We start from the raw sequence: 19,778 nt of genomic DNA on the forward strand, positions 1-19,778 counted from the left end.
CTGCGCTCGATGGGCCGCGCCGGCCGGTTACGGTGGAGCGGTGCGTACCGACATCGACCCCGGCGAACTCGGCTTCGGCGGCTTCTACCGCATCTTGACCAGCGTCGTCGTGCCCCGGCCGATCGCCTGGGTCTCGACTCGCTCGGCCGCCGGCGTCGACAATCTGGCGCCGCACTCCTTCTTCACCGTCTCCTGCGTGCGCCCGCCGATGGTGCAGTTCACCTCGGTGGGAGCCAAGGATTCGCTGCGCAATGTGCTCGACACCGGCGAGTTCGTCGTCTGCCTCGCCACCGAGCCCGCCTTCGAGCGGATCAATGCCACCGGAACCGATTTCCCGGCCGAGCTGTCGGAGTTCACCGAGGTCGGGCTCACCCCGGAGCCGAGCCGGACGGTGGCGCCGCCGCGCGTGGCGGAGTCGCCGGTCGCGCTGGAGTGCAGGCTGGAACAGACCGTGGAACTGGGCGATTCGACGGTGGTGATCGGCCGCGTGCTGCACGCCGCCATCGACGCCGATGTCTTCGAGACCGACGAGCACGGCACCGCCCTGCCCGCCATCGGCCGGCTGCGCCCGCTGGCCCGCCTCGGCCGCGACGAGTGGTCCACCATCGGGCAGGTGCTCGATATCAGCCGCATCCCCTACGACCGCTGGCCGGGCCACTTCCGCCGCTGAGCCCGACCGGTACGGTCGAAGCCATGCCGATCGAACTGGACCTCTCCCCGGACGAACTGCTCGCCACCACCAGGGCCGTGCGCAAGCGGCTCGACCTGGACCGCGAGGTTCCGCTGGAGGTCGTGCGCGAGTGTCTGGAGCTGGCGGTGCAGGCGCCGAGCGGGTCGAACCGGCAGGGCTGGCACTGGGTCGTGGTCACCGATCCGGCCAAGCGCAAGGCGCTCGGCGAGCTGTACCGGCGCGGTTTCGAGGCGTACCGGGCCGACCCCGGCTACCTCGGCACCAAGGTGAGCGGCGACCCCGAGGTGGATGCCTCCCGCCGCCGGGTGGCGAGCTCGGCGGAGTACCTGGCCGAGAAGCTGGGCGAGGTCCCGGTGCTGCTGGTGCCGTGCCTCTCCGGCCGGGTGGACAACGCGCCCAGCGCGGCCAGCGCCTCCTACTGGGGCTCCCTCTTCCCCGCCGTCTGGAACTTCTGCCTCGCGGCGCGCTCGCGCGGGCTCGGAACCACCTGGACCACCCTGCATCTCGGCTACGAGAGGGAGGCCGCCGAGGTGCTCGGCATCCCCTACGAGAAGGTGTCGCAGGGCGCGCTGCTCCCGGTCGCCTACACGAAGGGCACCGATTTCAAGCCCGCCGCCCGCACCGACCTCGACCGGATCGTGCACGTCGACAGCTGGTGACGCTCATGGCACCGACTGCAGGTGCCGGGGCGGGCGATGCTCGAGATCGTCCAGCCACGCGAGGGTGTCGTCCCACCCGGTGGCGGCGCTGCGGTGCAGCAGCAGCCGCACGCCGGCCACCAGGTCGTCCCGCTCGGCCTCGATGACCGAGCGCAGGTTCCGCGCCCGGCGCTGCCAGCGCGGATGCGCCCGCTCCGGGTAGCCGATCTCGGTGCCGGCCCGGTCGACGATCTCCGGTTCGGGCAGTTCGGTGCGGTCCGGGTCGCGGTCCAGCCAGAGCAGCACCGCGACCGTCCGGCCCAGCTCGCTGAGGTCGCGCGCGCAGGCGGTGCCCGGCAGCGCGACGTCGGCGTGTTTGCCGAAATCGCCGAGCATGTCCCGCATCCGGGGCACCGTCGGCCCGTCCACCCAGTCGAGCCGCAGCTCACCGGTGTGCTCGCGCTGCACCCGCACCCGGGAGCCGACGCGCTCGGTCAGCCACGCCGACAACCGCTCCTCCACCACCACCAGCTCCGTCCACCCGACCCCTGCGGACACGTAGTGACCGGAACCGGCGAAGGCAAACCCGTGGCAACTCGAACGGCTCGGCCGGTCAGCGCCGGAAGCCCGCCTCCGCCGCGCCCGCGGTGAGCGCCTCGAGCCCGAAGGCGTCGACCGGGCCGAGCGCGCCGGTGCCGCGGAGCCCGCCGCTCAGTGCCGTGGTGGCGCCCCAGGCCAGGATGGCCGAGGTGAAGTCGTAGGGGTCGTTGCCGTTCAGGGTGACCGTGGCCAGCACCTTCCCGTTCGCATCGGCGGCCTCCGCCACGGCCCAGGACCGGGTGCGCGCCCGCGCCTCCTGGCCGGGCCCGCCGGTCGAGCCCTTCACGACCTTCGCCAGCGCCCCCTCGGCCAGCGCCCTGGCCGGCGCGACCCTGCCCAGCAGCCCCGCGACCAGCGAGCCGCCCTGCAACCCGCGCGCCGCCAGCGGCGGCAGCCCGAGGAACACATCGGCCTCGCGCAGCCCCGGATGCACCCGGGTCAGCGCGAGATGCTCGGAGCCGGGGATCGAGACGCCGGTGCGCTGCTTGCCCACCACGTCGAAGCTCCGGATCCTCGATCCCGAGCGCTCCGGGACCACCCGGCCGCCGCGCAGCGCGAACCCGTGCTCGAACAGCATTCCCGCGATCGAGGCGCGGGTGCCGCCGCTGGTCCCCGGCGCCTCCACGAAGTAACCGACATCGATCCTCGTCGCCTCCGGTGCTTCCTCGAGTGCCAGCGCGGCCGCGAGATTGCCCGGTACGTAGTCGAATCCGAACGCGCTCAGCAGCCCGACCCCCGCCGTGCGGGCCTGCGCGTCGTGGTCGAAGACGGTGCGGATGAACGGCCCCTCACCGGTCGAGTCGAAGTAGTGCGCGCCCGCGGCCAGCGCCGCCGCCAGCGCGGGCTCGCCGAACCGCAGGAACGGGCCGACGGTCGTGATCAGCACATCGCCCTTGCCGAGCAGTGCCCGCACCGAATCCGGGTTCGTCACGTCGGCCACCGCGGTCTCCGTGCCGCCGATGTCGGCCGCGAGTTTCGCCAGCGCGTCCGGGTTGCGCGCGGCCAGCACCGGGCTCGCGCCCTGCGCGACCAGCGCCTCCGCGGTTAGCCGACCGGTGTAACCGGTGGCACCGAACAACACGATCTTCGGCATCTGCCGTCACCTGCGTTTCTGTTAGTCGGGGTTCGGGATGAGCAGCCCTTCGCCGACCGCGGTGGCGAGCAGCGGGAGCAGGGCGTCCGGGTCGGCGCGGTGCCGGTCGGCGCGCCAGGAGAGGGCGATGACGCCGCTCATGGCGGCCCAGAGGACGGTCGCGGTGGTGCGCGGGTCGATGTCGGGGCGGACGTCGCCCTCCGCGATGCCGTCGGCGATCGCGCCGGCCAGCCTGCCGGTCTCCTCGTCCAGCAGGTCGGCGATGCGCTCGAATGCCGGGCTGCCCGATGAGGTCTGCGTGAGCAGCCGGAATTCGTGCGGACGTTCCTTCGCGAACCGCACATACGCCTCGGCCGCGCCGAGCACCCGCTGCACCGCGCTCCCCGGCTTCGCGTAGGCCGCGTCCAGATAGACGCGGTTCGCCTCCATCGCCCGTTCCGCGACCGTCATGAGCAGGGCGTCGCGCCCGCCGACCCGGTTGTAGATGGTCTGCACGGCCACATCGGCCCGCTCCGAGACCGCGGGGAGGGTGAGGGCCTCCGGGCCGCCCTCGTCCAGCAGTTCCCGCGCCGCGCCGATGATCGCCTCCCGCGTCGCCGCGGTCTTGCGGGTCATCCGCGAGGGGGTGGCGGTCACGGGCTGACTATAACCCATTCCAATTATGGAGGGCCTTCCAGAAATCAGCGCGCCAGCTTGGCGAGGAAGCGCGACAGGTGCGGGTCGAGCCGGGCCGGGTCGGTGGCGGCGATCTCGGCGCGGGTCCACCACCGCCCGCCCCGGAACTCGCTGTCGTCCAGGGTGAACTCCGTCCCCGGCTCGACCGTGGTGACGTACCAGAGGCTGACGTCCTCGTGCCCGCTGTCCACGTTCACCGTCGTGGTGATGGTCAGGAACAGCGGCACGCTCCCCGGCCCGAGTTCGGGACGCAGCCCGAGCTCCTCCTCCGCCTCCCGACACGCGGTGATCCCGGGATCCTCACCCGGCTCCACGTGCCCGCCGGGCGGCAACCACATCCCGGCCTTCCGATGGTCGACGAGGAACACCGCGTCCCGCTCCGGCGTGGTCACCACGACGTAGCTCACCAGATGGCGCGGCGGCGTCGCCGGTTTCACCCGCCGGTAGATGTCCGGCGTGCGTGCCACCCAGGCCGCGGCCTCGTGTAGATGCGCGCGTTCCAGATCGTCGGCGGGGTCGATCGAGGAGATGAGCGCGGCGACGGCTTCGGTCATCCCCGCACTCTCGCACGGGGTTCCGACCGAAACGCGGACGAGCGCAACAGCCGCAGCCCGTTCAACCCGACCAGGATCGTCGACCCCTCGTGCCCGGCCACGCCGAGCGGCAGCGGCAGGGTGCCCACCAGGTCCCAGGTCACCAGCGCGACGATGAAGGTCGCGGCGATGGCCAGGTTGGCGACGACCACCCGCCGCGCCCGCCGCGACAGCGCGATGACGGCGGCGACCGTGCCGAGATCGTCGCGCACGACGATCGCGTCCGCGGTCCGCAGCGTGAGATCCGACCCCGCCCCGCCGAGCGCGATCCCGACGTGCGCGGCAGCGAGCGCGGGCGCGTCGTTGATCCCGTCCCCGACCACCGTGACCCGCGCCCCGGCCGCCTCCAGCTCGCGCACCGCGGCGACCTTGTCGTCCGGCAGCAGCTCGGCGCGAACATCGCTGATCCCGACCTCGGCGGCGAGCCGCTCCGCCGTGACCCGGTTGTCCCCGGTCAGCAGCACCGGCGCACTCCCGGTCAGCGCGGTCACCGCCGCCACGGCAGCCGCCGCCTCGGGCCGGGTCCGGTCGGCGATCCCGAGTACCCCGACCGGCTCCGAGTCCACGGTCACCACGACCGCGGTGTGCCCCTGCTCCTGCAGCGCGGCCACCTCGGCGAGACCGGGAAACGCGGCGGGGGAGACCACGGTGACCCGCCGGCCCGCGGCCACCCCACGCCCTGGCCGCGCCACGAACTCCCGCGCCCCGACCACACCCTCGACTCCAAGACCCGGCTGCGCGGCGAACTCCCGCACCTCGCCCAGCGCCAACCCCCGCGAACGAGCCGCCCGCACCACCGCCGCGCCCAGCGGATGCTCACTCGGCACCTCCACCGAAGCCGCCACCCGCACCACCTCGTCGGAGCGGAGCTCTGCGAGACAACGAACCTCGACCAACTCCGGGGCCCCGCGGGTCAACGTCCCGGTCTTGTCGAACGCGACGAGCGTGGTCCCCCCGAGCCGCTCCATCACCACCGCCGACTTCACCAGTACCCCGTGCCGCCCGGCGGTCGCGATGGCGGCCAGCAGCGGCGGCATGGTCGCCAGCACCACCGCGCACGGCGAGGCCACGATCATGAACGTCATGGCCCGCAGCAGCGCCCGCCGCACCGGCTCCCCGAGCAGCAGCGGAATCACGAACACCGCCACCGTCACCGCGACCATCCCGATCGAGTACCGCTGCTCCACCTTCTCGATGAACAGCTGCGTCCGCGCCTTGGTCCGGCTCGCCTCCTCGACCAGCACCGCGATCCGCGCCACCACCGAATCCGCGGCCCGCCGATCCACCCGGATCCGCAGCGCACCCGTGCCGTTGACCGTCCCCGCGAACACCTCGTCACCGGCGGTCTTGTCCACCGGAAGCGGCTCACCGGTGACAGTCGCCTGATCGACCTCGCTCCCGCCGGAGAGCACCGTCGCATCGGCGGCGATCCGCTCCCCGGGCCGCACCAGCAGCACGTCCCCGACGGCGAGATCGGCCGCCCGGACCGTCTCCGCACCCCCGCTGCCGAGCCGGGTGGCGGTATCGGGCGCCAGATCGACCAGCCCGCGCACCGAATCCTCGGTCCGCGCGGTAGCCAGCGCCTCCATCGCCCCCGAGGCGGCGAAGATGACGATGAGCAGCGCCCCCTCGGTGATCTGCCCGATCGCCGCCGCCCCGATCGCCGCCACCACCATCAGCAGCTCCACGTCCAGCGTCTTCGCCCGCAGCGCCCGCAACCCCGCGAGCCCCGGCTCCCAGCCCCCGGCGGCGTAACAGGCGAGGTAGAGCCCCCACCACAGCCACTCCGGCGCACCACCGAGCTGCGCCGCCAGCCCGACCGTGAACAGCACGAGAGCCGTGGCGGCCAAGCGCACCTCGGCCAGCGCGAGCAACCTCGTGCGCCGCACGGGCACGGCGGGAGCGGGCGATGGGCGGGTCAGCACGACCACGAGCGAACCTCCGAAAGCGACGGCGAAGCGAACCGACCCGAGACTAACAGAAGAGATGAACATGTATTCATGCATAGGGCTCGGAGTAGGATCCCCCCTCATGGGACACGGAGTCGAGGGCCGCAGCCGACCGGCCGCACGCCTCGACGCCGCCGCGGCCGCCCACGTCGCCACCACCCTGCAGGCCCTCGCCACCCCGAGCCGCCTGCTCATCCTCACCGAACTGCGGCACGGCCCCCGCCCGGTCTCCGAACTGGCCGAGGCCGTCGGCATGGAGCAGTCCGCGGTCTCGCACCAGCTGCGGCTGCTGCGCAACCTGGGGCTGGTGGTCGGCAACCGCAGCGGCCGCTCCATCGTCTACAGCCTCTACGACGCGCACGTGGCGCAGTTGCTGGACGAGGCCGTCTACCACAGCGAGCACCTCCGGCTCGGCCAGCCGGACCGGCTCCGCGACAGCGACGCCGGCTGAGCGCGGCCGGCATGGCGAGTTCGCCGGCGGCACGCGGGTCGCCGACGACCGAGGCCGGGTGCGGTGGCTCCGGTCCCCGCGTGCTGAACTGACGGTCGCACTCGCTCGACCGGAAGGCACGACACCCGTGGACACCACCGCACTCGACGACCCGGTGGGCGGGTCGCTGCACGGCAACCACGCCCACCTGGCCCGCCGCGTCGGCCGGGCGGCCACCTACCTCCCCGACGTCGCCGGCTTCGCGGCGGTCGACCCCGGAGACGGCGGCGAATGGGACGACCTGACCCGGCTGCTCGGCCCCGGCGCGGACGCCGACCTGTTCAGCTGCCCGGTCCGGCCGCCCGCGCAGTGGACCGAGTTCTTCCGGCTCGTGGGCAGGCAGCTGATCCTGCCCGGCGCCCTCGCCGAAACGCCCAAGGTCGCCGAGGTGATCGAGCTCGGCGCCCCCGACGCCGCCGAGATGCTCGACCTCGTCGAGACCACCCGCCCCGGCCCGTTCCGGCCGCGCACCCACGAACTCGGCCCCTACCTCGGCATCCGCGGCGCCGACGGCCTGCTGCTCGCCATGGCGGGCGTGCGGCTGCGCCCGCCCGGCTGGTCGGAGATCAGCGCCGTCTGCACTGCCCCCGAGGCCCGCGGCCGCGGCTACGCCGCGCAACTGATCGGCGAGCTGGTCGCCCGGATCACCGCCCTCGGCGACCGCGCCTTCCTGCACGTCGCCGAGACCAACACCGGTGCCATCGCGCTCTACGAACGCCTCGGCTTCCGCACCCGCACCCCGGTCACCTTCCGCGGATTCAGCATCCCGTTTCCACCCGCGCACCCCGGGTAGCACGCGCGGCGACAAGGAGGTGCACCCATGACCGACGACCTGCCGATCCCGGACTTCGACCAACTCCCCGCCGGGGACCTGAAGCACCGCATCCGCGCACTCGAACTGCCGCAGCTGCACACCCTCATCGCGCACGAACGCGACCACGCGCAGCGCACCGGCATCCTCGAACTGCTGGAAGCCCGCCGCGAACAGCTCGCCGGCGGCGCCGAGCCGAGCACCGGCGACCCGGCCGCCGTCGCCGCCCCGGAGGGCGCCTCCGGCACGTCTCCGGTGCAGCCGGCCACCGCGGCCGAACCCGGCACCCCGCTGCGCCACGGCGTCGCCGAGCAGACCCCGCAGCGCGGCCTGCCGTGAGCGGCCGTGTTCCATCGCCCGATCGGGTAGCCGCCGCGCACGACAGCGACAGTGAGGTGTGATGGGTTCGAGAAAACGTCCGGCACGGCGCGGCAGGGCTCCCGAATGGTTCACCCGCCTCGACTCCGACGCGCAACTGGCGCTGCTCGACGACCCGTACCGCGAACTCACCGAACCGCTGATCACCGCGCTCGGCCCGGACGCGCAGAACGTGGTCGGTCGCGTCTACACCGCCCACGAGCGCAGCACCCGCTACTACCTGGCGCCGCGCGCCGCCGTCGAACTGGTCGGCGCCCGCGACCGGGTGCGCGGCTGGTGGCGCAGGCTCGCCCCGGGGCGCCGTTAGGCGGTGCACCGCCCGGTCGGGGGTGCGGGCGGTGCACCGGTATCGAGGTTACGTGCGCGGCTCAGTCGTGGCTATCGCCGTGCAACTGATTGCGCCACGCGCGCGGTGACAGCTCGTGCGCCTGCCGGAACACCCGGCTGAAGTACGAGGGGTCGGGCAGCCCGACCCGGTTCGCGATCACCGCGATCGGTAAGTCGCTGCCGCCGAGCAGTTCCCGCGCGTGCGCCATCCGCCGCTCGGTGATCCAGTCCTGGACCGTGCGCCCGGTGCGGCGGCGTACGAGCGTGGTCAGATGCCCGGGGGTGATGCCGATCGCCGCGGCCACGTCGCGCAGCGAGAGCGGCTCGCCGAGGCGGTGGTCGATCGTCTCGAAAACATCCGCGAGCAGCGGCTCACCCAGCAGCCGGAACTCGCCGGGAAGGTCGGTGGTGAGCCTGGCGAGATCGATCAGCAGCAGTGTCAGATGCGCCAGCGCGGCCTGCTGGAAGCCGTCGCGGCGGTTCTCGAGCTCGGTCTCGATCGCGGACATGGTGTCCGTCCACAGCGGGTGGCCCGGCGGGAGCGGCACTCGCAGCAGCCCGCTCGCCTGCCCGTGCAGGAAGGCGCAGAGCAGCGGATGCCGATTCCAGGTGGGCCACGGCGAGCGGCTGTCGACGCCGAGCGCGCCGGGATCGAAGAACACCGCGGTGCTCGCGTCCGGCAGCGGCACATGCCCGACGTCGACCACCCGGCCCGGGGTGACCACGTAGACCGCGTGCTCCGCGGGCAGGTGCACCAGGACCGGGAAATCGTGGATGTGCGGCGCCTGCTCGAGCCCGTCCGGCCCGTGCAACCGCAGCAGCGAGACCGGGGGAGTGGCCGGATCGGAGCGGTACCCGTACACCGGCACACCCCGGTGCTGCCGGATCAGCCGCGCGGCCCGCGGTCGCATATCGGACACCGAACCGAAGATAGTCCTACTTCCGCCGAATATCCGCCGACTTTCCCGGTGCCGACCTCGCGACCATGAAGTCATGACCTCGCGAACCATCGGAAACCACCACGACTACCTGCCCGCGGCGGGCAACGACCTGTTCCTGCCCTTCTACGACCTGCTCAGCCGGGCACTCGGCAGCCCGGCCGTGCACCACACCCTGCTCGCGCAGTCCGGTGTCGAGAGCGGCCACGCCGTGCTCGAAATCGGCTGCGGCACCGGCAACCTGACGATTCTCGCGCAGCGCGCGGTGCCCGGCGCCGACGTGACCGGCACCGACCCCGACCCGCGCGCCCTCGCCCGCGCCGAGCGCAAGGCCCCCGCCCTCCGCTTCGAGCGCGCCTACGCCCAGGAGCTGCCGCAGCCCGACGGCAGCGTCGACCGCGTGCTCTCCGCGCTCATGCTGCACCACCTCGACGCCGAGACGAAAGCCGCGGTCGCCGCCGAAGCCTTCCGTGTCCTGCGCCCCGGCGGCCGGCTGCACATCGCCGACATCGGCGGGCCGATGACCCCCGCCGACGGGTTCGCCGCTCGCCTGCACCTGCGCAGCGCACACGTGCGCGGCAATCTCGGCGACGCGCTGCCGTCGGTGCTGCGCACGGCGGGCTTCGACACCGAGCAGCTGCTGTCCCACCCGCATCGCGCCCTCGGCCGCGTCACCTACTACCGCGCCACCCGCCCCGGAAATGCTGAGCGCTGACCGCGTGTTGTCGGAGGAGTGAAGATTCGATTCGGCGTCGGCATCGGCGCGAACACCGACCCGGCGGAGCTGGCCGGGCTGGTGGACGGGCTCGAGCAGGCCGGCGTCGACTCGCTCTGGTTCTCCGAGCTGATCTACTCACCGGCGGTGGACCCGGTCGTCGGCATGGCGTTCGCCGTGTCCCGGACGCGAAACCTGAAGGTCGGCACCTCGGTCGCGATCCTGCCCGGCCGGCACCCGGTCCTGGTCGGGAAGCAGCTCGCGTCGCTGGCCGCGCTCGCCCCCAAGCGCGTGCTCCCGGTCTTCGGCCTGCAACCGGCCGGACCGGGGGAGCGCGACCTGTTCCCGGTCGCCGGCCGCCGCGGTGACGTCTTCGACGAATCCCTTGCCCTGCTGCGCGCCGTATTACGTTCGGACGATGTCGATTTCGACGGTGACTACTTCTCCGTGCGCGGCGCCGGAGTCGGCAGGCGCCCCGGCCGCCCGCTCGACATCTGGCTCGGCGGCCGCGCCCCCGCCGCCTTCCGCCGCATCGGCCGGTACGGCGACGGTTGGCTCGGCAGCTTCCTCACCCCCGCCGAAGCCGCCGCCGGAGTCGTCGCCATCAACCGGGAGGCCGCCGAAGCCTCGCGAGAAATCGAAGCGGACCACTTCGGCATCACCCTGCTCCTCGCCGAAGACGGCATCCCCGGCCCCCTCGCCTCCCGCATCCGCAGCCAGCGCCCCGACACCGACCCCGCCGATGTCATCGCCGGAAGTTGGCCCGACCTGCACCGCCTGATCGACGGCTACCTCGAGGCCGGACTCACCAAATTCGTCGTGGTCCCCGCGAGCGGCAAACCCATGGAGGGCTTCATCGACCGCTTCGTCGCCGAGCTGAGCCCCAGGCAGAACTGATCAGCCGCCGCTCAGCTCGGCGATGATCGCCGCCACCCGCCTGTCCCGCGTCTCCCGCTGCTTCGCCGCCGCCACCGGCTCGGCACGCTGCCTCTGCTTGCTGTACGACAGTGCGTCGAACGCGGCGCGCGCGGCGGGGTTCTCCGCGAACGCCGCCGCCAGTTCGTCCGGGATCTCCACCGTCCGCTCGGCGGTATCGAGCTCGATCGTCACCTCCACGGTGTCCCCCGCCGCGATCCCGGCCGCCGCCCGATTGGCCGAGCTCAGCGGAATCTTGTACCCGCCGCCCCGGACGGCAACGCTGCTCGCATAACTGTGCCCGCCGATCGTCACCGAGATCTTCGGCCGCTTCCCGCCGCCCAGCGCCTCGACCACCGCGTCCGGCACCGGCAGCCCGGTCGCCGTCTTGCCGTCGAGCTCGACCCGCGTCGTGAAGATCTCCGCCACCAGCTCTTCTCCTCACCCATGGAGTGATTTCAAGCGACGATCAATGTGGGTGTCGCTACATCGTTCGGCCGGGCCGGGAGGGTCCGCCCCATCAGTTCACCCAGCGTGGAGTCCAGGGTCAGTCCCTGATCTTCGAGTGAGGACACGGGATAGTCCACTGCTCCGCGATCTCCGAGCGCGATGCCCGAGATCCAGGTCGCGTCATGGCTTCGATGAGGTTCGCCGACGAAATCGCCACGGCACACGATTCCCCGTGGCCGAATTCATCGACCACCGAGCGAATCGAGTCCTCGGGAAGACAGACGATGACAACGGGTTCGCCGATATCGGTCCGCGAGCGGTCGAGAATGGCGGTCAGGTTCTCGGTTGGTGCCGATCCGCCACGCCAAGCGTTCGCGAGTACCCGCGCTGCGTAGTCGCGATCACGGGCCCCCGCGTCCAGGCGGATGCGCACCCAGAAGCCATCGGGATGCGGGCGCTCGAGGTGCTCGATCACGGTCGGCACCGGCTCGTCGTCGTCCAGAGCCAGAGCGAGGGCTTCGTGGAAGTCCGCCCGTGCTTCCGCGAGCGTGTCGGCCATGCCGAAGCAGGCGATCGGCCGGGACCGGTAGGTGAATATCGGGTCGGCGCTCCGATCCTGGGAGAAGAACACGTGCTGGTTCATCGGCTGACCTCCTCCAACGCCTGCTCCTCCGACAATCCTGGGCTTGTCACCAGCAAGGCGCGGACGTACGGTCCGCGCAACTCCTTGCCATGCACGGCTAGGAGCACGCGTTCGTCGTTGTACGGGCTACGGAAGAAATGGTGTGACCCCTTCACCCGGACGGGCTCACCACAGTGTCGCCGGTCGTCAACGCGTCAGACGCCCGATCCCCCTGGACACCGCGGCTCTCGATTGCGGCCTTCGCACCGTATACGAAGAGGACGACAGCACCGTTCTCGGCCATGAGCAGTCGTCGGAGAGTCGATCGCGTCGAACGCGGGTGGAATAGATCCGCTCGACCCCCGGGTTGGCCCGACTATGGCCAAATACGATCTGGGCAAGTTCGGTGTGTGGCGCGGCTACCAGGGGTTCACCCCGGAGGACGCGCAGGAGCTGGAGAAACTCGGGTTCGGCGCGCTGTGGCTGGGGGGCTCGCCGCCGGCCGAGTTGCCGGTGGTGGAGTCGCTGCTGGAGGCTACGGAGACGCTCACGGTCGGCACGAGCATCGTGAACATCTGGACGGCGGAGGCGAAGGCTACCGCGGAGTCGTTCCATCGGATCGAGGCCCGGTTCCCGGGACGGTTCCTGCTCGGTGTCGGCGTCGGGCACCGGGAGAACGACGGGTCGGAGGCGATCAAGCCGTACGACGCGCTGGTGCGGTACCTGGACGAGCTCGACGCGGCGGGCGTGCCGGTCGAGAGCAGGGCGCTGGCGGCGCTGGGGCCGCGGGTGCTCGAGCTCGCGCGGGACCGGTCGGCGGGGGCGCTGCCGTATCTTGCGCCGCCGGAGCACACGCGGAACGCCCGCGCGACGCTCGGCGCGAGTTCGCTGCTGGTGGCCGAGCAGAAGGTGGTGCTGGACGCGGACGCGGAACGGGCGCGGGAGGTCGCCAGGCGCATGGTTCCGTTCTATCTGGGGCTCACGAACTACGTGAACAATCTGCGGCGCCTCGGGTTCACCGAGGAGGACCTCGCCAAGCCGGGGAGCGATCGGCTGATCGACACGCTGGCGGTGCACGGTTCGCCTGCCGAGGTAGCGGACGGGGTGCTGGCGCATCTGGACGCGGCCGCGGACCACGTCGCGATCCAGGCGTTGAACCACGATTACCTCGCGGCGCTGCGCGCACTGGCCGAGGTACTGCCGACCGAGTAGCGGTTCAGCGCGGCACCGGGGCGTGCGGGCCGCCGTAGGGGGTGGGGATCGACTGCGGGCCGACCGGCGGCGGGTCGGCGGTCTGCAGGGGATCGCCGGGCGGGTCGGCGGGGACGGGGTCGTTCGGCGGGCGGGGGACGTTGGCGGCGCCGCGCGGGATGAGCGTGGGGTCGGGGCACTGCGCGTTCAGGTACGGCGGGGCGTAGTCGGGGACCGAGCCGGGGCGGCGCGGGGTGCCGTAGTCGCAGGCGTAGCGGGGGTAGATGCTGGCCAGCGCCCAGACGCCGCCGTCGTGGAAGGCCGAGGCGACCGCGTCGAGCGCGGAGCCTGCGCGCTGCTGCGGGAAGAAGAACTCCTCCATCGCGGGAATGCGGGTGTAGGCGACCTGGGAGACGGTGACGAGGTCGCCGAGCAACTGCACCATGGTGGGGGAGTTCTGCGCGAGGACGGCGTCGACGGTGGTCAGCATGGGCGGGGTCTGGGCGAGGAGTTGTTGATAGCCGCCGGTCATGGCCCCCAGCCCGCCCGCGGTGACGGCCAGGTCGGCGGCGGTGGATCCGAGGGCGGGGCTGCCGAGCGTCGCGAGCACGACCCTGCTGTTGTGCAGCAGGTTCACGGTCTGCGGGAGGACCGTGTCCAGGGTCGAGACCAGGAACGTGCCGCCGTCGATGATGGCGGCCAGTTTGTCGGGGCCGCCCTGGCTCACGCCGAGCTCGCGGGAGATGGCGGCGAGCCGCTCGGGGTCGATCTGGGCCAGGGTGCCGCTGAGGCTCTCCAGCATGTCCGCGAGCGGGACCGGGGTGGCGGTGCGGTCGGCGGTGATCACGGCGCCGTCGGCGAGGTAGGGGCCGTCGTTGGTGCTCGGCTGGAAGTCGAGGTACTGCTCACCGGCCGCCGAGAGGGCGGCCACCCGGACGAGCCCGGCCGCGGGGATGCGGTCGCGCTCGCCGATGGCGGCGACGGCGACGACCCGGTCCCCGGCGACCTCGACGGATTCGACCTTGCCCACCCGGACCCCGCGCAGGGTGACGTCCTGGCCGGGCAGCAGCCCGCCGGACTGCGCCAACTCCACCCGGACCCGGTACGGCTCGTCGAACGGCTCCATCCGCAGGGTGCCGATCCCGAGGTAGGCGGCGGAGCCGGCGAGGATCGCGAGCAGCCCGGCCAGCGAGAGCGCGAGCCGCTGCCGATGCGCGCGCCGCACGGCGCCGACGAGCAGCCGGGCGATCATCGCGGCGGCTCCTGCAGCCGGGGGCCGAGGCGCTCGAGCATGTGCTGCAGCGAGCCGACGAAGGCGGTCCAGTCGGTCGGGTCGGGGAGCCTGGCGCCCGAGGTGCCGGGGAAGCCGGGGTCGGGGACGGCGCCGACGGCGACCTGGGTGATGTCGGCGTTCACGTGGCCGTTCGGGCCGCTGATCATCTTGATGACGATGCCGAGCATGGTGTTCAGCTCGTTCAGGTCGGCCTCGGGGTTGAGCGCGGCGGCGTTCAGCCCGGCGGCGAGCTGGTTGATGTTGGCCGCCATCGAGGTGCTGTTGGTGCCCGCGACGCTGGGGAAGCGGGCGAGCTGGGTGGTGAGGGCGTCGATGCGGTCGACCACGGTGAGCAGGGCGTCGGTGTTCTCGGCGAGTGTCTGCACGGCCGGGCCCGCGGCGGTCACGGTGTCGGTGAGCGTGGTCTGCCCGGCGGCGAGGGTGGTGCTGAGATCGGCGGTGGCGTGCAGGATTTCGTCGATTCGGCCGGTGCGGGCGGTGAGCGTGTCGAGCAGGGTGCGGGTGTCGGCGAGGAGCGTCGCGAGGCGTTCGCCGCGCCCGCCGGCGTACTCGCCGAGCGCGGAGATCACCGAGGTCAGGTGCTCGATGGCGCCGCCGCTCACCAGGAACGAGGCGCGGGTGAGCAGCTCCTCGATGGTGCTGGCGGCCGAGGTCGCCGTCAGCGGGATGGTGTCGCCGTCGCCGAGGAAGGCGGAGCCGGAAGTGGACGGCGGGTGCAGCGCGACGAAGACGTCGCCCATGGGGGTGGCCGAGCGCAGCTCGGCCGAGGTGCCCGCGGGGAGCCGCACGTCGGCGGTGACGCGCAGGGTCACCACGGCGGTGTAATCGCGGGCGGTCATGGCGTCCACCTGGCCGATGTCGACGCCGTCGAGCTTCACCTTCGCCTTCGCGGGCAGGTTCAGGGCATTGCTGAAAACGGCGGTGAGGCTGTAGGTTTCGCCGCTCAGCCCCGGTGCGGGGAGGGGGAGCCGGTCCAGGCCGCCGGCGCAGCCGGTCAGCGTGAGGGCGGCGGTGAGCAGGGGGAGCAGGTAGCGGGTCATCGGCCGTTCCGTTCCGCGAGGCCCGCCAGGATGGCGGTGATGCCGAAGTCGGGGCCCATGTCGCGCATGGTGCCGGTGGCGCAGCCGAGGTTCTGGAGTTGCAGCAGGTTGCAGACCTCCTTGACCATCTGGCCGTCGAGCAGGAGCCGGTTGATGTCGATCGCGGCGCGCAGCGCGCCGACATTGTGGTCGATGGCGTTGTAGGCGTTGTCGGTGACCAGGGGGAAGACGTCGAGGAACTCGGCGAGGTTGCCGTCGTAGTCGGCCAGGGTGCCCGCGAGGGTGCCCGCGTCGGTGGTGAGCCCGGCGATGGTGTCGCGATGCCGGGTCAGCAGGTCGGCGACCTGGGCGATGATCCGGTTCAGGGCGGCGCCGGTGTCGCCGGAGCCCAGCTGCTGGGTGGCGAGGAAGTCGCTGAGCTGGGCGACGGCCGAGCCGAAGTCGCGCAGCGTCGCGTCGTTGCGGGCGGCGGTCGCGGTGAGCGTGTCGAGGTGGGTGACGACGGTGGTGACGGCATCGCGGGTGGCGGCGCCGTTGTCGGGGCCGAGTTGCAGCGCGCGGGCGAGCTCGCTGAGCGCGGCCCGCATGTCGGGGCCGTTGCCGCTGGTCGCGGCGGTGCCGAGGGACATCAGGTCGGCGATCGGGCCCGCGCCGTCGCCGTCGCCGCCGAGCGAGGTGGAGAGTTCGCGGGCCATGGCGAGCAGGGCGTCGAACTCGACGGGGGTCTTGGTCCGGTCGGTGCCGAGGACGGCGTGGTCGGGGAGGGTGGGGCCGCCGCGGTAGACGGGGGAGAGCTCGACGTGGCGGTCGGTGAGGATGGAGTCGGAGATGGTCACCGCCTGCACGTCGGCGGGGAGCGCGATCCCGTCCTCGATCCGCATCTCGACCTCGACGTCGGTGCCGCGGGCGGTGATCCGGACGATCTTCCCCACCCGCATGCCGAGCACGGCGACGGCGTTGCCCTCGTAGAGGCCGTTGGCGTTCGCGAAGCGGGCGGTCACCGTGGTGGTGTCGCCCGCGCCGGTCCCGCAGCCGGCCAGGCAGGCGGCGGTCAGCGTCACCGCGGCCAGCTTCAGGGTGGTCAGGGCGCGGCTCATCGGCAGTCCTCGAGGTAGGGTTCGCGGCCGGCGGCGACGGCGGTGGCGCTCAGCGCGCACATCCAGGAGTCGACGAAGGCGCCGTCGGGGGCGTTGGCGTCGAGTTCGGGGCCGCTGCCGGTGGCGTCGGCGAAGAGCCGCCACGGGACCGGGAGGATCTGCAGGATATTGCGGAGCAGGTCGTCGTGCGCGGCGATCATGGCGGTCATGGCGCGCAGGTCGGTCAGCAGCTGTTCGATCTCGGCCTGCTCGCCGACCGCGATCGGCTCCAGCCGCTGCACCAACCCCGTTGTCGCGGTCAGCAAGCGGCTCAGCGCGGCCTGGCGGGCATTGATCTGCTGGAGCAGGGTGCGGCCCTCGCCGACGACGGCGGCGAGATCGGCCTGCTGCCGGTCGATGACCGCCCCGACCTCGCCGGTGCTGGTGAGCAGCGCGCCGATCTGGTCGCGGCGCTGGGCGATGATGCCGGAGAGCGCGCGGACGTCGCGCAGCACGCCGGGGATCAGCGCGGGCACGCCGTCGAGTTCGCGGGAGAGCGTCGTCATGGACTCGGCGATCCGGTCGGCGTCGATGCCGTCGAAGGTGGTGGTGACGTCCTGCAGCGCGGTCTCCAGGTCGTAGGGGACGGTGGTCTGCGACACCGGGATCCGGTTGCCGGGCAGCGTGCCCGCGCCGGAGGAGGTGAGCTCGAGGTAGCGGGAGCCGAGCAGGGTGGTGAGCTTGATCGCGGCGTGCGTGTCGGCGCCGAGGGCAACGGCGTCGTCCTCGATCTGGATCGTCACCTCGACGTGGTCGCCTGCCAGCCGGGTGTCGGTGACCGTGCCCACCGGGATGCCCGCCCAGGTCACGGCGTCACCGGCGCTGATCCCGGCGGCCTGGGCGAAGTCGGCGCGGTAGGTGCGGGCGCCGATGTGCAGCGTGCCGAGTACCACCAGCGCGGTGAGCGCCACAGCCAGCGCCGCGACGGCGATGATCCCGACCCGCAGCGGGGAGTCGATCTCGGGGCGTGAGCTTTTCATGGTTCACCTACAGATCGGGGAGTGCTGGGGGCGGCCGGTGGGTGAGGAGCCGGCCAGGACCTGGGCGATCACCGGGTCGATGCCGGGTATCAGGCTGAAGCCGATGTCGCAGACGTAGGCGTTGACGAAGGCGCCGCTGTCGACGGCGCGCACCATGGCCTGCAGCAGCGGCGGGAGGTTGTAGCCGAGGTAGGCGAAGCGGTCGCTGCCCTCGACGAAGTGGTGCGCGAATCCCGGTTCGCGGCCGACGAACTCGGTCAGCGCGGGGGCGGCGCCCTCGACGACGGTGGCGGCGTCGGCGACAACGGTGGCGATCCGGTCGGTCTGGTCGAGCAGGGCGTCGCGGTGCGCGGCGAGGCCGTCGAGCAGGGCGCGGGTCTGGGCGAGGGTGTCCTGCAGGTTGGTGCTCTGGGCGGCCAGGGTGGTCATCACCGACGCGAGGTTGTCGATCAGGGTGCCGAGGATCTGGTCCGGGCCGGCGAAGGTCTGGGCGAGGGCGGCGGTCCTGGCGATCAGGGCGGTGACGGCGCCGTCGTCGCCCTGCAGCGCGCGGATCAGCGCGGAGGTCAGGTTGTCGACGTCGGCGGGGTCGAGCGTGCTGAACAGCGGCTGGAAGCCGTTCAGCAGCCCGGAGATGTCGAAGGAGGGCTGGGTGTGCTCGCGCGGGATGCGGGCGCCGGGGGCGAGCGGTGCGGGGTCGCCGAAGTCGGCGCGGCTCAGCCCGAGGTAGCGCTGGCCGATCAGGTTCTGGTAGGTGACCGAGGCGAGGGTGTCGCCGTGCAGGGTCTGGTCGCGGTGCACCCGGAAGGTGACCTCGGCCTCCCGGCCGTGCACGGCGATGGCGTCCACCCGGCCCACCTGCACCCCGGCCACCCGGACGTCGTCGCCGACGCGCAGCCCGGAGACGTCGCTGAAGAGCGCCGAGTAGGTGTCGGTCTCGCCGGTGACGTCGCGCTGCAGGGTGACGTGCACCATCCAGGTCAGCACGGCGGCGACGAGCAGGAACGCGGTCAGCCCGATCAGGTCGCGGCGGTGGGTCATCGTGGCTCCTCCGGGGACGGTGCGACACCCAACAGCTCGGCGAGCGCGCCGGATTCGGGGGGGAGGCCGAGCAGCTCGGTGCGTTCGAGCCGCTGCTCGGGGCTGTCGAGGGAGTCGATCACCGAGGGGCCGGCGGCGGGGCCCGCGGTGCAGCTCGGGGCGGTCAGCTCGCCGTAGCGGGGACAGTCGGTGCGGGTGTACTCCTTGTGCGGGGTGAGCTCCACGATCACCTTGGCGGTGCCGCTCTGGTCCTCGGCGTTCCAGAACTCGTTCGTGAAGACGTGCGCGACCCGGGTCTGCGAGGTGGTCATCTGCACGAAGTTGCCGCTGCCCGCGGCCAGCAGCTGCAACACCGGCCCCATCCGGCTGTTCATCCCGATGAGGGTGTCGCCGTGGTTGATCAGCGCGGTGCCGAGGGTGGAGGTGGTGGTGCCCGCACCGGTCAGCAGGGCGGTCAGGTCGGTGCGCTTCGCCGCGACGGTCTGCAGCGGGACGACCGCCTCGTGCAGGGCGGTGAGCAGATCGGGCGACGACTGCTGCAGCCCGGTCACCGCCTCCAGAAGCGCTGCCAGATAGGGGGGTCGCCCGGGTGCGGTCGCCTCGGCCTGATAGGTGCGCACGATCCGTTCCAGCTGGCTCGCGGCGGCGAGCGCCTCGTCGCCGCGGCCGCGGGTGGCGCGCTCCACGGTCTCCAGGATGCCGACGGTGGGGTCGTTGCCCGGCCGCCCGACGGCGGCGGCGAGCTCGCTGAGCGCGGTGAGCGAGGTCTGCAGCTGCACGCCCGCCCGGCTGTGGTCCTCCGGAATCCGTGCGCCCCCGGTCAGCGCGGGGCCCGGGCCGTTGTCGATGAGCTGCACCGAAGGGACGGCGAAGACATTGCTCGGGACGACGCGGGCGGTCACCGTCGCCGGGATCCCGCCCGCGTGCGCGGGGAGCAGGTCGATACGCACCGCGTTGCCCGCGTCCGCCCGCACCACCTCCCGGACGCTGCCGACCAGCACGCCGCGGTACTTGACGTCGGAGCGGGCGGGCAGCCCGTCGCCGACATCGCTCAGCACCGCGGTGACCTCGACGGTGCGCGCGAAGGCCCCCTCGGAGCGGGCGATCATCGCGGTGGCCGTGGCGGCGATGACGGCGAGCACGGCGAGGCCGCGCACGAAGAGCCCGGCATTGGAGAGATTCCGGTCGTCGGATTCGAAAACGATCGCCAT

Annotated in this window: 23 protein-coding genes; 9 read left to right on the top strand and 14 right to left on the bottom strand. The window is 72.5% G+C overall.

The window, feature by feature from the left end; all coding sequences use genetic code 11:
* The first annotated feature begins 40 nt into the window (after positions 1–40).
* The gene (locus LTT61_RS31655; protein WP_233017668.1) at positions 41–670 is read left to right on the top strand and encodes a flavin reductase family protein; all 630 of its coding nucleotides are present in this window, start codon (positions 41–43) and stop codon (positions 668–670) included.
* 29 nt (positions 671–699) lie between these two features.
* Positions 700–1,350 carry a nitroreductase family protein gene (locus LTT61_RS31660; protein WP_233021271.1) on the top strand — a complete coding sequence of 217 codons (651 nt, stop codon included), beginning with the start codon at positions 700–702 and terminating at the stop codon, positions 1,348–1,350.
* Between the two features lie 3 nt (positions 1,351–1,353).
* On the opposite strand, the gene LTT61_RS31665 is transcribed toward LTT61_RS31660, so the two are convergent.
* Genes LTT61_RS31665 through LTT61_RS31685 form a run of 5 tightly spaced genes read right to left on the bottom strand, consistent with a single transcriptional unit; the run spans position 1,354 to position 6,284 of the window.
* Positions 1,354–1,887 carry a hypothetical protein gene (locus tag LTT61_RS31665; protein WP_233017669.1) on the bottom strand — a complete coding sequence of 178 codons (534 nt, stop codon included), beginning with the start codon at positions 1,885–1,887 and terminating at the stop codon, positions 1,354–1,356.
* Between the two features lie 55 nt (positions 1,888–1,942).
* Positions 1,943–3,022, bottom strand: a complete 1,080-nt coding sequence (locus tag LTT61_RS31670; RefSeq protein ID WP_233017670.1) for a saccharopine dehydrogenase family protein — start codon at positions 3,020–3,022, stop codon at positions 1,943–1,945.
* A gap of 21 nt (positions 3,023–3,043) precedes the next feature.
* A complete protein-coding gene (locus tag LTT61_RS31675) occupies positions 3,044–3,658 on the bottom strand; it encodes a TetR/AcrR family transcriptional regulator (RefSeq protein WP_233017671.1) in 615 nt (204 codons plus the stop codon).
* 44 nt (positions 3,659–3,702) lie between these two features.
* Positions 3,703–4,251 (bottom strand): NUDIX hydrolase, encoded by a 549-nt coding sequence (locus LTT61_RS31680; protein WP_233017672.1) that lies wholly within the window; start codon positions 4,249–4,251, stop codon positions 3,703–3,705.
* Positions 4,248–6,284: a heavy metal translocating P-type ATPase gene (locus LTT61_RS31685; RefSeq protein WP_420094844.1), complete on the bottom strand. Its 2,037-nt coding sequence runs from the start codon at positions 6,282–6,284 to the stop codon at positions 4,248–4,250. Before LTT61_RS31685 ends, LTT61_RS31680 begins: the two co-directional genes overlap by 4 nt.
* 37 nt (positions 6,285–6,321) lie before the next feature.
* Here LTT61_RS31685 and LTT61_RS31690 point away from each other — a divergent pair, with 37 nt between their 5' ends.
* The 4 genes from LTT61_RS31690 (at position 6,322) to LTT61_RS31705 (ending at position 8,225) form a co-directional block, all read left to right on the top strand.
* Positions 6,322–6,690: an ArsR/SmtB family transcription factor gene (locus LTT61_RS31690; RefSeq protein ID WP_233017673.1), complete on the top strand. Its 369-nt coding sequence runs from the start codon at positions 6,322–6,324 to the stop codon at positions 6,688–6,690.
* A 127-nt stretch (positions 6,691–6,817) separates the two neighbouring features.
* The gene (locus LTT61_RS31695) at positions 6,818–7,522 is read left to right on the top strand and encodes a GNAT family N-acetyltransferase (protein ID WP_233017674.1); all 705 of its coding nucleotides are present in this window, start codon (positions 6,818–6,820) and stop codon (positions 7,520–7,522) included.
* A 27-nt stretch (positions 7,523–7,549) separates the two neighbouring features.
* A complete protein-coding gene (locus tag LTT61_RS31700; protein ID WP_233017675.1) occupies positions 7,550–7,879 on the top strand; it encodes a hypothetical protein in 330 nt (109 codons plus the stop codon).
* Positions 7,880–7,940: 61 nt separating this feature from the next.
* Entirely contained in the window at positions 7,941–8,225 is a 285-nt protein-coding gene (locus LTT61_RS31705) for a hypothetical protein (RefSeq protein ID WP_233017676.1), read from the top strand.
* Positions 8,226–8,286: 61 nt separating this feature from the next.
* On the opposite strand, the gene LTT61_RS31710 is transcribed toward LTT61_RS31705, so the two are convergent.
* A complete protein-coding gene (locus tag LTT61_RS31710) occupies positions 8,287–9,156 on the bottom strand; it encodes a helix-turn-helix transcriptional regulator (protein WP_233021273.1) in 870 nt (289 codons plus the stop codon).
* Positions 9,157–9,238: 82 nt separating this feature from the next.
* On the opposite strand from LTT61_RS31710, the gene LTT61_RS31715 reads away from it, so the two are divergent.
* Complete coding sequence (locus LTT61_RS31715) at positions 9,239–9,898, top strand: class I SAM-dependent methyltransferase (protein ID WP_233017677.1); 660 nt, start codon at positions 9,239–9,241, stop codon at positions 9,896–9,898.
* 18 nt (positions 9,899–9,916) lie between these two features.
* A complete protein-coding gene (locus LTT61_RS31720) occupies positions 9,917–10,795 on the top strand; it encodes a TIGR03854 family LLM class F420-dependent oxidoreductase (RefSeq protein WP_233017678.1) in 879 nt (292 codons plus the stop codon).
* Here the strand turns inward: LTT61_RS31720 and LTT61_RS31725 are convergent, their stop codons facing one another.
* Together LTT61_RS31725 and LTT61_RS31730 are read right to left on the bottom strand one after the other, a co-directional pair.
* Complete coding sequence (locus LTT61_RS31725; RefSeq protein WP_233017679.1) at positions 10,796–11,242, bottom strand: YdeI/OmpD-associated family protein; 447 nt, start codon at positions 11,240–11,242, stop codon at positions 10,796–10,798.
* Between the two features lie 118 nt (positions 11,243–11,360).
* Positions 11,361–11,906, bottom strand: coding sequence for a type II toxin-antitoxin system HicB family antitoxin (locus LTT61_RS31730; RefSeq protein WP_233017680.1), 546 nt, complete (start codon positions 11,904–11,906; stop codon positions 11,361–11,363).
* 357 nt (positions 11,907–12,263) lie between these two features.
* Between LTT61_RS31730 and LTT61_RS31735 the strand changes: the two genes are divergently transcribed.
* Positions 12,264–13,097 (top strand): LLM class F420-dependent oxidoreductase, encoded by an 834-nt coding sequence (locus LTT61_RS31735; RefSeq protein WP_233017681.1) that lies wholly within the window; start codon positions 12,264–12,266, stop codon positions 13,095–13,097.
* Positions 13,098–13,101: 4 nt separating this feature from the next.
* On the opposite strand, the gene LTT61_RS31740 is transcribed toward LTT61_RS31735, so the two are convergent.
* From LTT61_RS31740 to LTT61_RS31765, 6 genes are read right to left on the bottom strand one after another with little or no spacing between them, the layout of a single operon-like run.
* On the bottom strand, positions 13,102–14,328 hold the full coding sequence (locus LTT61_RS31740; protein ID WP_233017682.1) for an MlaD family protein: 1,227 nt from the start codon (positions 14,326–14,328) through the stop codon (positions 13,102–13,104).
* Complete coding sequence (locus tag LTT61_RS31745) at positions 14,325–15,410, bottom strand: MlaD family protein (RefSeq protein WP_233017683.1); 1,086 nt, start codon at positions 15,408–15,410, stop codon at positions 14,325–14,327. Before LTT61_RS31745 ends, LTT61_RS31740 begins: the two co-directional genes overlap by 4 nt.
* Positions 15,407–16,507 (bottom strand): MCE family protein, encoded by a 1,101-nt coding sequence (locus tag LTT61_RS31750; protein WP_233017684.1) that lies wholly within the window; start codon positions 16,505–16,507, stop codon positions 15,407–15,409. Before LTT61_RS31750 ends, LTT61_RS31745 begins: the two co-directional genes overlap by 4 nt.
* Positions 16,504–17,526 (bottom strand): MCE family protein, encoded by a 1,023-nt coding sequence (locus LTT61_RS31755; RefSeq protein ID WP_233017685.1) that lies wholly within the window; start codon positions 17,524–17,526, stop codon positions 16,504–16,506. Before LTT61_RS31755 ends, LTT61_RS31750 begins: the two co-directional genes overlap by 4 nt.
* Positions 17,527–17,529: 3 nt before the next feature.
* Entirely contained in the window at positions 17,530–18,567 is a 1,038-nt protein-coding gene (locus LTT61_RS31760) for an MlaD family protein (RefSeq protein ID WP_233017686.1), read from the bottom strand.
* The gene (locus LTT61_RS31765) at positions 18,564–19,778 is read right to left on the bottom strand and encodes an MlaD family protein (RefSeq protein WP_233017687.1); all 1,215 of its coding nucleotides are present in this window, start codon (positions 19,776–19,778) and stop codon (positions 18,564–18,566) included. Before LTT61_RS31765 ends, LTT61_RS31760 begins: the two co-directional genes overlap by 4 nt.

It is taken from the genome of Nocardia asteroides, from assembly GCF_021183625.1.
GTDB lineage: Bacteria > Actinomycetota > Actinomycetes > Mycobacteriales > Mycobacteriaceae > Nocardia > Nocardia asteroides_A.

Coding starts and splice junctions, on each gene's coding strand:
- LTT61_RS31670 (WP_233017670.1), bottom strand. CDS start 3,022: ATGCCGAAGATCGTGTTGTTCGGTGCCACCGGTTACACCGGTCGGCTA.
- LTT61_RS31680 (WP_233017672.1), bottom strand. CDS start 4,251: ATGACCGAAGCCGTCGCCGCGCTCATCTCCTCGATCGACCCCGCCGAC.
- LTT61_RS31685 (WP_420094844.1), bottom strand. CDS start 6,284: ATGTTCATCTCTTCTGTTAGTCTCGGGTCGGTTCGCTTCGCCGTCGCT.
- LTT61_RS31690 (WP_233017673.1), top strand. CDS start 6,322: ATGGGACACGGAGTCGAGGGCCGCAGCCGACCGGCCGCACGCCTCGAC.
- LTT61_RS31700 (WP_233017675.1), top strand. CDS start 7,550: ATGACCGACGACCTGCCGATCCCGGACTTCGACCAACTCCCCGCCGGG.
- LTT61_RS31705 (WP_233017676.1), top strand. CDS start 7,941: ATGGGTTCGAGAAAACGTCCGGCACGGCGCGGCAGGGCTCCCGAATGG.
- LTT61_RS31710 (WP_233021273.1), bottom strand. CDS start 9,156: ATGCGACCGCGGGCCGCGCGGCTGATCCGGCAGCACCGGGGTGTGCCG.
- LTT61_RS31715 (WP_233017677.1), top strand. CDS start 9,239: ATGACCTCGCGAACCATCGGAAACCACCACGACTACCTGCCCGCGGCG.
- LTT61_RS31730 (WP_233017680.1), bottom strand. CDS start 11,906: ATGAACCAGCACGTGTTCTTCTCCCAGGATCGGAGCGCCGACCCGATA.
- LTT61_RS31735 (WP_233017681.1), top strand. CDS start 12,264: ATGGCCAAATACGATCTGGGCAAGTTCGGTGTGTGGCGCGGCTACCAG.
- LTT61_RS31740 (WP_233017682.1), bottom strand. CDS start 14,328: ATGATCGCCCGGCTGCTCGTCGGCGCCGTGCGGCGCGCGCATCGGCAG.
- LTT61_RS31745 (WP_233017683.1), bottom strand. CDS start 15,410: ATGACCCGCTACCTGCTCCCCCTGCTCACCGCCGCCCTCACGCTGACC.
- LTT61_RS31750 (WP_233017684.1), bottom strand. CDS start 16,507: ATGAGCCGCGCCCTGACCACCCTGAAGCTGGCCGCGGTGACGCTGACC.
- LTT61_RS31755 (WP_233017685.1), bottom strand. CDS start 17,526: ATGAAAAGCTCACGCCCCGAGATCGACTCCCCGCTGCGGGTCGGGATC.
- LTT61_RS31760 (WP_233017686.1), bottom strand. CDS start 18,567: ATGACCCACCGCCGCGACCTGATCGGGCTGACCGCGTTCCTGCTCGTC.
- LTT61_RS31765 (WP_233017687.1), bottom strand. CDS start 19,778: ATGGCGATCGTTTTCGAATCCGACGACCGGAATCTCTCCAATGCCGGG.